This window comes from Streptomyces sp. NPDC056347, from assembly GCF_042262625.1.
Classification (GTDB): Bacteria; Actinomycetota; Actinomycetes; order Streptomycetales; family Streptomycetaceae; genus Streptomyces.
In genome coordinates this window covers 1-8,128 of sequence record NZ_JBHJQP010000257.1, presented here as the reverse complement: position 1 = coordinate 8,128, position 8,128 = coordinate 1, and the positions used below count along the sequence as shown (strand labels likewise).

General features: G+C 72.7%; 8 protein-coding genes. 5 read left to right on the top strand and 3 right to left on the bottom strand.

The genetic code is table 11. The features are described 5' to 3' along the window. Window positions 1–86 precede the first annotated feature (86 nt). The gene (locus ACFCV8_RS34395) at window positions 87–836 is read right to left on the bottom strand and encodes a DUF4190 domain-containing protein (RefSeq protein WP_376689437.1); all 750 of its coding nucleotides are present in this window, start codon (window positions 834–836) and stop codon (window positions 87–89) included. 133 nt (window positions 837–969) lie between these two features. On the opposite strand from ACFCV8_RS34395, the gene ACFCV8_RS34390 reads away from it, so the two are divergent. The 5 genes from ACFCV8_RS34390 (at window position 970) to ACFCV8_RS34370 (ending at window position 6,013) form a co-directional block, all read left to right on the top strand. Continuing rightward, the gene (locus tag ACFCV8_RS34390; protein ID WP_376689436.1) at window positions 970–1,998 is read left to right on the top strand and encodes an adenosine deaminase; all 1,029 of its coding nucleotides are present in this window, start codon (window positions 970–972) and stop codon (window positions 1,996–1,998) included. A gap of 65 nt (window positions 1,999–2,063) precedes the next feature. Then, window positions 2,064–2,771, top strand: a complete 708-nt coding sequence (locus ACFCV8_RS34385) for a glycerophosphodiester phosphodiesterase (protein WP_376689435.1) — start codon at window positions 2,064–2,066, stop codon at window positions 2,769–2,771. A 107-nt stretch (window positions 2,772–2,878) separates the two neighbouring features. Next, window positions 2,879–4,003, top strand: a complete 1,125-nt coding sequence (locus ACFCV8_RS34380; RefSeq protein WP_376689439.1) for a sensor histidine kinase — start codon at window positions 2,879–2,881, stop codon at window positions 4,001–4,003. Next, window positions 4,000–4,656, top strand: a complete 657-nt coding sequence (locus ACFCV8_RS34375; protein ID WP_376689434.1) for a response regulator — start codon at window positions 4,000–4,002, stop codon at window positions 4,654–4,656. The genes ACFCV8_RS34380 and ACFCV8_RS34375 overlap by 4 nt, the downstream gene beginning before the upstream one ends. 157 nt (window positions 4,657–4,813) lie before the next feature. Beyond that, window positions 4,814–6,013, top strand: coding sequence for a serine hydrolase domain-containing protein (locus ACFCV8_RS34370; RefSeq protein WP_376689433.1), 1,200 nt, complete (start codon window positions 4,814–4,816; stop codon window positions 6,011–6,013). A 17-nt stretch (window positions 6,014–6,030) separates the two neighbouring features. On the opposite strand, the gene ACFCV8_RS34365 is transcribed toward ACFCV8_RS34370, so the two are convergent. Continuing rightward, complete coding sequence (locus ACFCV8_RS34365) at window positions 6,031–6,576, bottom strand: hypothetical protein (protein ID WP_376689432.1); 546 nt, start codon at window positions 6,574–6,576, stop codon at window positions 6,031–6,033. A 163-nt stretch (window positions 6,577–6,739) separates the two neighbouring features. After that, window positions 6,740–7,903, bottom strand: coding sequence for a spermidine/putrescine ABC transporter substrate-binding protein (locus ACFCV8_RS34360; RefSeq protein WP_376689438.1), 1,164 nt, complete (start codon window positions 7,901–7,903; stop codon window positions 6,740–6,742). Between the last annotated feature and the right edge of the window lie 225 nt (window positions 7,904–8,128).

Here is an 8,128-nt window from a genome sequence, read left to right as displayed (position 1 = left end):
CGGCGGGACCGTGGTTCCGGTCCCGCCGGGCCGCGGGCGGGTGGCGGTGCCGAGCGGGCGGGACGGACCGGGCCGCCCCGGATCCGTCAGCGGCGGACGTCGACGACCAGGGAGGTGGCGTACGGGTCGTCGTACGTGGAGTCGTCCTCGATCTCGTTGATCTGCGTGGCGAACAGCCAGATGAAGAAGCTGATGATCGCCACTCCGAAGACGATGCCGATGGATCCCAGAATGATCCCGGCGAGCGCCTGCCCGCCGTTGTTCGCCTCACCGCGCTGTGCCCGCTTGCGTCCGAGGATGCCGAAGATCAGGGCCAGCGTGCCCAGGACCAGGCTGGGAATCCCGTAGACGCAGAAGAGGCAGACGGCCAGGATGCCGAGCACCATGGCCGCGATGCCCATACCGTTGGCGGGCGGCGTGACCCAGGACGTCTGGCCGTAGCCGGGGTAGGAGGAGTAGCCGCCGTACGGCGCGGGCGGCGCGGCCGGGTAGCCGTACGGCCCGGCGGGCGGCGGGCTCTGCTGTCCCGGGCCGTTCGGCCCGACCGGCGGCGGCGGTACGTCGCCGGCACCGGGCACCGGCCCGCTCTGCACCGGCCCGCTCTGTGCCGGTGCGCCGAAACCCGGCGACGGCGGCGCGTCGGCCGGTGCGGGGCTCTCCTCGGCCCCGGGCATCGCCGCGACCGTGGGCTGCTGGCGCGCGGCGGGCGCAGCGGCGTCGGCGGACGGCTTCTCCAGCGGCACCTTGTTCTCCGGCAGCGGCGCTCCGCTCTCCGGCGGGGCCCACGGGTCGCGCGGCGCGCCCCCGCCCCCGGGCTGCTCAGTGCTGTCTGACATATGCCTCCCCCATCGTGATCCCCGTCATGCTACGGCCCTGCCTACGGCGGACCGACGCGGCCTACGATGATCCCCGTCCTCTGCCCGGGCCGCGGCGCCCGGCAGCCGAGCCTTCCACGCCCCGGAGTGTCCGATGACCGATCTGCATCCCTTCATCGCGGGGCTGCCCAAGGCCGAGCTGCATGTCCACCATGTCGGCTCCGCCTCCCCCCGCATCGTCGCCGAGCTGGCCGCGCGTCACGCGGACTCCAAGGTCCCCACCGACCCCGAGGCGCTCGCCGACTACTTCACGTTCACGGACTTCGCGCACTTCATCGAGGTGTACCTCTCCGTCGTGGACCTGGTCCGTACGCCGGAGGACGTCCGGCTGCTGACCTTCGAGGTCGCCCGCGACATGGCGCGGCAGAACATCCGCTACGCGGAGCTGACGGTGACCCCGTACTCCTCGACCCGGCGCGGCATCCCCGAGCAGGCGTTCATGGAGGCGATAGAGGACGCCCGCAAGGCCGCCGAGGCCGAGCTCGGGGTGGTGCTGCGCTGGTGCTTCGACATTCCGGGCGAGGCCGGGACTACGGCCGCCGAGGAGACCACCCGGCTCGCGCTGGACCTGCGGCCCGAGGGGCTGGTCTCGTTCGGCCTCGGCGGTCCGGAGATCGGGGTGGAGCGGCCCCAGTTCAAGCCGTACTTCGACCGGGCCATCGCGGCGGGGCTGCACTCCGTGCCGCACGCCGGGGAGACCACCGGTCCGCAGACGGTCTGGGACGCCCTGACCCACCTGCGCGCCGAGCGCATCGGCCACGGCACCAGCTCCGCCCAGGACCCGAGGCTGCTGGCCCACCTCGCCGAGCACCGCATCCCGCTGGAGGTCTGCCCGACGTCGAACGTCGCCACCCGCGCGGTACCGGACATCGAGCAGCACCCGATCCGCGCGATGGCCGACGCGGGCGTGCTGGTCACCATCAACAGCGACGACCCGCCGATGTTCGGCACGGACCTCAACAACGAGTACGCGGTCGCCGCCAGGCTGCTCGCGCTGGACGAGCGGGGGCTCGCGGAGCTGGCGAAGAACGCGGTCGAGGCCTCGTACCTGGACCCGGCCGGCAAGCGGGCGCTGACCGCCGAGATCGACACGTACACGGCCACCTGGCTGGGGCGGGTCTGAGACGGGCCGTCCGGGACGGGGCCGAACGGGCGCGCGGGCCGGTGGCCAGTGGTCACAATGACCCCATGGTCACCTCAGTCACCGCCGTGGCCCATCGCGGCGACCCCTACCGGGTCCGGGAGAACACCCTCGCCTCGATCCGTTCCGCGCTCGGCCGGGGCGCGGACGCGGTCGAGGTCGACGTGCGGCTCACCCGGGACGGTGTGCCGGTCCTGCTGCACGACGCCACGCTGAAACGGCTGTGGGGGCACGACGTGCGGCTCGACCGGCTGGCCCACCGGGAGGTCACCGAGCTGACCCGCGACGGTGTGCCCACCCTGCGTGAGGCGCTGCTCGCCGCGGGGGCGCACCGGCTCATGATCGACCTGCCGGGCGCCACCGACGCCTCGGTGGCGGCGGTCGTCGGCGTGGTCCGGGAGTGCGGGGCCGGCGAGCGGGTCCACTACTGCGCCGGTCCCGGCGCCATGCTCCGGGTACGGGCCGCCGACCGGCGGGCCGAGATCGCCCTGACCTGGTCGACGTCCGCGCCGCCGCGTGCCGTGCTGCTCGAAGCGGTGCGGCCGCGCTGGCTGAACTACCGGTTCGGGCTGGTGGACCGGGAGTTGACGGACCGCCTGCACCGGGACGGGCTGCTGGTCTCCGCCTGGACGGCCGACACCCGGCGGACCATGCGCCGTCTGGTCCGCCGCGGCGTCGACTCGGTCACCACCAACCGGATCGACGTGCTGCGCGACGTCCTCGACGGCGGCCCGGCGGGAGGAGCGGCGACGTGACCGCTGCCCCGACGCCCGGACCGGGACGGGCCCGGCCGGGCGTCCGGCGTCCCGGTCCCCGCACCGTGGACCTGCTCGTCGCGCTGTTGGTGCAGGCGGCCGTGACGATGCCGTTCGTGGTCCCCCGTGCCCCGGACCTGCCGCCCGCGACCTGGGCGGCGTACGGGCTGACCACGCTGACGGTGGTACCCCTGGTGCTGCGCCGCCGGGCGCCGGTGCTGGTGCTGGTGGCCGTGCTGGCGACGGGCGCGCTGTACAACTTCGCCGTGGACGGTCCGGGCCAGCCGCTCCCGTACACCGGGCTCGTGGCGTTCTACACCGTGGCCGAGCTCTCCTCGCCGCCGAAGCGGATCGCGGTGACGACGCTGACGGCGGTGGCGGTGCTGGTCTCGGTGGGGCTGGACGGCCAGGATCTGCGGGAGCTGTTCTTCTCGCTGTTCGTGTTCGCGGCGGCGTACGCCTTCGGCCGGCTCACCGTGACGCGGCAGGCGTATCTGCGCGCGGTGGAGGACCGGGCGCGGCAGCTGGAGCTGACGCACCGCATCGAGGCCGAACAGGCCGTGGCCCGCGAACGGGCCCGGATCGCCCGGGAGATGCACGACATCCTGTCCCACGCGGTGAGCCTGATGATCGTGCAGGCGGAGGCGGGTCCGGTGGCGGTGCGTACGGCACCGGAGCGCGCCGAGGCGGCCTTCGACGCGATCTCGGAGACGGGCCGGGACGCGATGGTGCAACTGCGCCGGATGCTCGGTCTGCTGCGTGAGCCCGAGGCCCCGCAGCACGCGCCGCGCGCACCGCAGCCGGGGCTGGCGGCGCTGCCCGGGCTGGTGGAGCGGGTCCGCGACAGCGGCCTCACGGTCTCGTACCGGGCGACGGGCGCTGCCCGGCCGCCGGGCCCGGCGGTCGAGGCCACTGTCTACCGGATCGTGCAGGAGGCCCTGACCAACGTGGTCAAGCACGCGGACGCGGACACGGTCCATGTCCTGCTGGACCACGGAACCGGGGCACTTGCCCTCACCGTCACCGACGACGGACGGGGCCCGAACGGTGGCCCCGGTCCGTCGTCGGGGCTGGGACTGGTCGGCGTCCGGGAGCGGGCCGCCGCGCACGGAGGTACGGCCACCACGGGACCCGGCCCGGACGGGCTGGGCTTCCGGCTGCGGGTGACGATTCCGTGGACGGTGCCGGGGGCCGGCGGCGGAAGCGAACGAGTGGGGGGAGAGACACGTTGACGATCCGTGTGGTGGTGGCCGACGACCAGGAGCTGGTACGAAGCGGCTTCGCGATGATCCTGGACGCGCAGCCGGACATCGAGGTGGTGGCCGAGGCGGCCGACGGGGACGGGGCGGTGGCGGCGGTACGACGGCTGGCGCCCGAGGTGGCGCTGCTCGACATCCGGATGCCGGGAACGGACGGCATCGAGGCCTGCCGCGCCATCAGCGCCGGGACCGGCTGCCGGACGGTCATGCTGACCACCTTCGACTCCGACGAGTACGTCTTCGAGGCGCTGCGGGCGGGCGCGAGCGGCTTCCTGCTCAAGGACGTGCGCCGGGAGGACCTGGTCCACGCGGTGCGGGTGGTGGCGGCCGGGGAGTCGCTGCTCGCGCCGTCGGTGGCGCGGCGGCTGATCGCCGAGTACACCGCGCGGCCGCCCGCGGCGGCGCCGTCGGCCCGTCTGGAGATGCTGACCGCGCGGGAGCGCGAGACGCTGCTGCACCTGGCCCGGGGCCTGTCGAACGCGGAGATCGCGGCGGCGCTGGTGGTCAGCGAGCACACGGTGAAGACGCATGTCGGCAATGTGCTGTCGAAGCTGGGGCTGCGCGACCGCGTCCAGGCGGTGATCTGCGCGTACGAGTGCGGTCTGGTGACTCCTTCGGCGGGATGAGTCCCTCTGCGGAGGGAGAGGTGTCGCTCTCCTCCCCCGCGCGAGCGAGGGCGTCTCCCCCCGACGACCCCCCCGCCCGGGTGATCCGCCCGAGGGCGTTCTTCAACAGGATGGAATCCGAAAGCAGTCGAGGTTCCACGCCCAGGAGGCACCGGAGATGAACGCCCGTACGTCCCGCACCGTCGTCGCGGCAGCACTGGTTCTCGGCATCGCGGCGGGACCTGCCGTCCCCGCTCTGGCGGCGCCCGGTGCCCCGTCCGGCCTGCCCGCCCCGTCCGCCCCGTCCGGCCTGCCCGCCCCGGACGCCCCGGACGCCGAGGCTCTGCGGTCCGCGCTCGCCGGGCTGCCGAAGGATGACGCGACCGCCGCGCTGGTCCGGGTCTCGGGCACTGGGGGCGCCTGGCGGGGCAGCGCCGGGGTCCACGATCTGGTGTCCGGGCGCCCTGCGGACCCGGACGGGCGGTTCCGGGCCGGCTCGGTGACCAAGGTCTTCACGGCGGCGGTGGTACTCCAGCTGGCCGGAGAGGGCAGGGTCGGCCTGGACGCCCCGGTGCGGCGCTATCTGCCGGACCTGATCCCGGCTGCGTACGGGGCGGTGACGGTGCGCCAGTTGCTGGACCACACGAGCGGCATCCCGTCCGTGGGCGGCGGCGGCGAGCTGGAGGACTGGTACGCGCACCGTTTCGATCCGCACGACCCGGCGCGTGCCGTGCGCGAGGCCACCTCGCGCGAGCCCGACTTCGCGCCCGGCACCCAGCAGCACTACGACAACATCGGCTACACCGTGGCGGGCCTGCTGATCGAGCGGGTCACGGGCGACGCGTACGCCTCGCAGGTCTCCCGTCGCATCCTTGAACCGCTGCGGCTGAAGGACACCTACTTCCCGGGGGCAGATCCGACGATCCGGGGGCCGCACAACCGCGGCTACCAGATCTTCGGCGGGGGCGAGCTGCGCGATGTGACGGTGTGGGGGGCTACGGACGCGTGGGCGGCGGGCGACCTGATATCGACCACCGCTGACCTGGAGCGGTTCACCCGGGCGCTGTTCGGCGGGCGGGTGGTGCGCGGTCCGCTGCTGGAGGCGATGTTCACGCTTCCCGACGCCTCGGTCCGCGAGTACGGCACGGGCGAGCCCGCCGCGTACAGCGCGGGTCTGTCGGTGATGCGGCTGGGCGAGCGTGAGGTCTGGGGCAAGACCGGTGGCCGCTGGGGGTACAACACGGTGCTGGCGGCCACCCGTGACCTCTCGCGGACGCTGGTCTACAGCGTCAACTCCACGGACGCGAAGGGCGAGGGGATGAATCCCACGGCGCTGGGCATCGTGGTCGCCGCCTTCGGCGCCCCGTCGGCCGACTGACGCCGGGCGGTCCGGGGTCAGCCGGCCGGTGCGGCGGTCACGGCCGGTTCGGACCGCGCCGGCCGCTCCATCGCCTCCAGCCGCTTGATCATGCGGCGCACCACGAGCAGCGGGATCACCCCGAAGACACCGAACGACATGTCGATGACGGACCACCAGAAGGGAATGTCGCGGATGGGGCCGCAGATCAGCGCGAGCGGGATGATCCCGGCACAGGCGATCACGCCGAATTCGATGACCCAGATATTGCGGACCGGGTCGCGGTAGGGGCCGTAGAAGGCTACGGCGATGACGAGATGGGCGAAGGCCAGCCAGTCGGTGCCGTACAGGACGAAGGGGTACCTCGCGTCGGCCTCGTCGAGACCGGTGCGGACCCTGGTGATCCACTCCATCAGCGCCGGGAAGTGCTCCGGCACGGGAGAGGCCGAGGACCTCAGCAGATCCTCGGCCCAATGGAGTTCGTGCACGAGCGGGAAGGCGGTCAGCCCGCTCAGCACCAGACAGACGACAAAGACGGCCAACCACACGCGTATGCGCCTCAGCAAGGCTCTTCGCTCGCTCATGTCCCGCAGCGTACGCCCGTGTTCACAGCCCTCCGGGGCCGCCCCCAAGGGCGCCCGGGGGTGCCTGCGGAAAGGCGTCCGCGGGGTGCCCGGAACCGTCCCTCAGGCGTCCTCAGGCATCCTCACGCATCCTTGGGCGCCCCCGGGCGGCTCCGGGCCCGCCTCAGAGGCCGACGATGCCGTTCCACTTCTTCGCGAACTCGGTGCGCTCCTCGGAGGTGACGTCGCGGGCGATCGCGAGCCGCTTGCGCATCTCGTCGTCGGGGAAGATCAGCGGGTCCTCGGCGAGTTCGGCGGTCTCCTTGTCCTTGGCGGAGGCCAGCACGTCACGGGCGGCGGGCACCGGGCAGACGTAGTTGACCCAGGTCGCCAGTTCGGCGGCGACCTCCGGCTCGTAGTAGTAGTCGATGATCCGTTCCGCGTTGCGCTTGTGGCGGGCGAGGTTGGGGATCATCATCGACTCCGCCCAGAGCTCGGCGCCCTCCTCGGGCACCACGAACTCGATCTCCGGATTGTCGGCCTGGAGCTGGATGACGTCGCCGGAGTAGGCCTGACAGGCGAGGACGTCGCCGGTGGACAGGTCCTTGATGTAGTCGTTGCCGGTGAAGCGGCGGATGTGCCGCTTCTTCACCAGTTTCTCGATCTGCTCGCACACCAGGAAGAAGTCGTCCCGCTTCCAGTGGGTGACGTCGACGCCGTTGCCCTGCATCAGCAGGGCGATGGACTCGTCGAGCCCGGACATGAGGGTCACCTTGCCGCGCAGGTCGTCCGCCCACAGATCGCTCAGGTGCTTGATCTCGCGGCCGAGCTTCTTGCGGTTGTACGCGATGCCGGTGATCCCGGACTGCCAGGGGACGCTGTGCATGCGGCCCTTGTCGAAGGCGGGCGAGCGCAGCTGGGGGTCGAGGTACTTGGCGACGTTCGGCTGCTTCGCCCGGTCCATCTCCTGCACCCAGCCCAGCCGGACGAACCGGGCGGACATCCAGTCACTGATCACGATCAGGTCGCGGCCGGTCTGCTGATGGTTCATCAGCGCCGGGCTGATCTTCCCGAAGAACTCGTCGTTGTCGTTGATCTCCTCGGTGTACGTGACGGAGATCCCGGTCCGCTTGGAGAAGGCGTCGAGGGTGGGCCGCTTCGACGTGTTGTCGTCGTCGGTGTCGATGTAGAGCGGCCAGTTCGCGAAGTGCAGGGTGTGGTCGCTGGCCGAGGTGTCGCGCCCGGCGCGGTCGCCGGGCTCCACGTAGGCGGCGGGCACACCGCACCCGGCCAGCGCGGTACCGGCCGCCGTGGCTCCGAGGGCGCGCAGCATGGAGCGGCGGGACATGGGGTTCTTCGGGATTGCTCGCACCCGCGAAGAATGCCGGGCGGGCGGCCGGGCGGGCAATGGACCAACCGTCCAGCGGCACCGGCACCGGCCGCACACCCTGTCGATCCGCCCGGTCAGTCGGTCCCCCGGTCCGTCGCCGTCTCCATCGCTGGTGCCGCCCGCGTCGCCGGTACCGGTGCGGGTGCCCGGGAACGGTCACGGCCCCGGGCGGGTGCCCGGGGC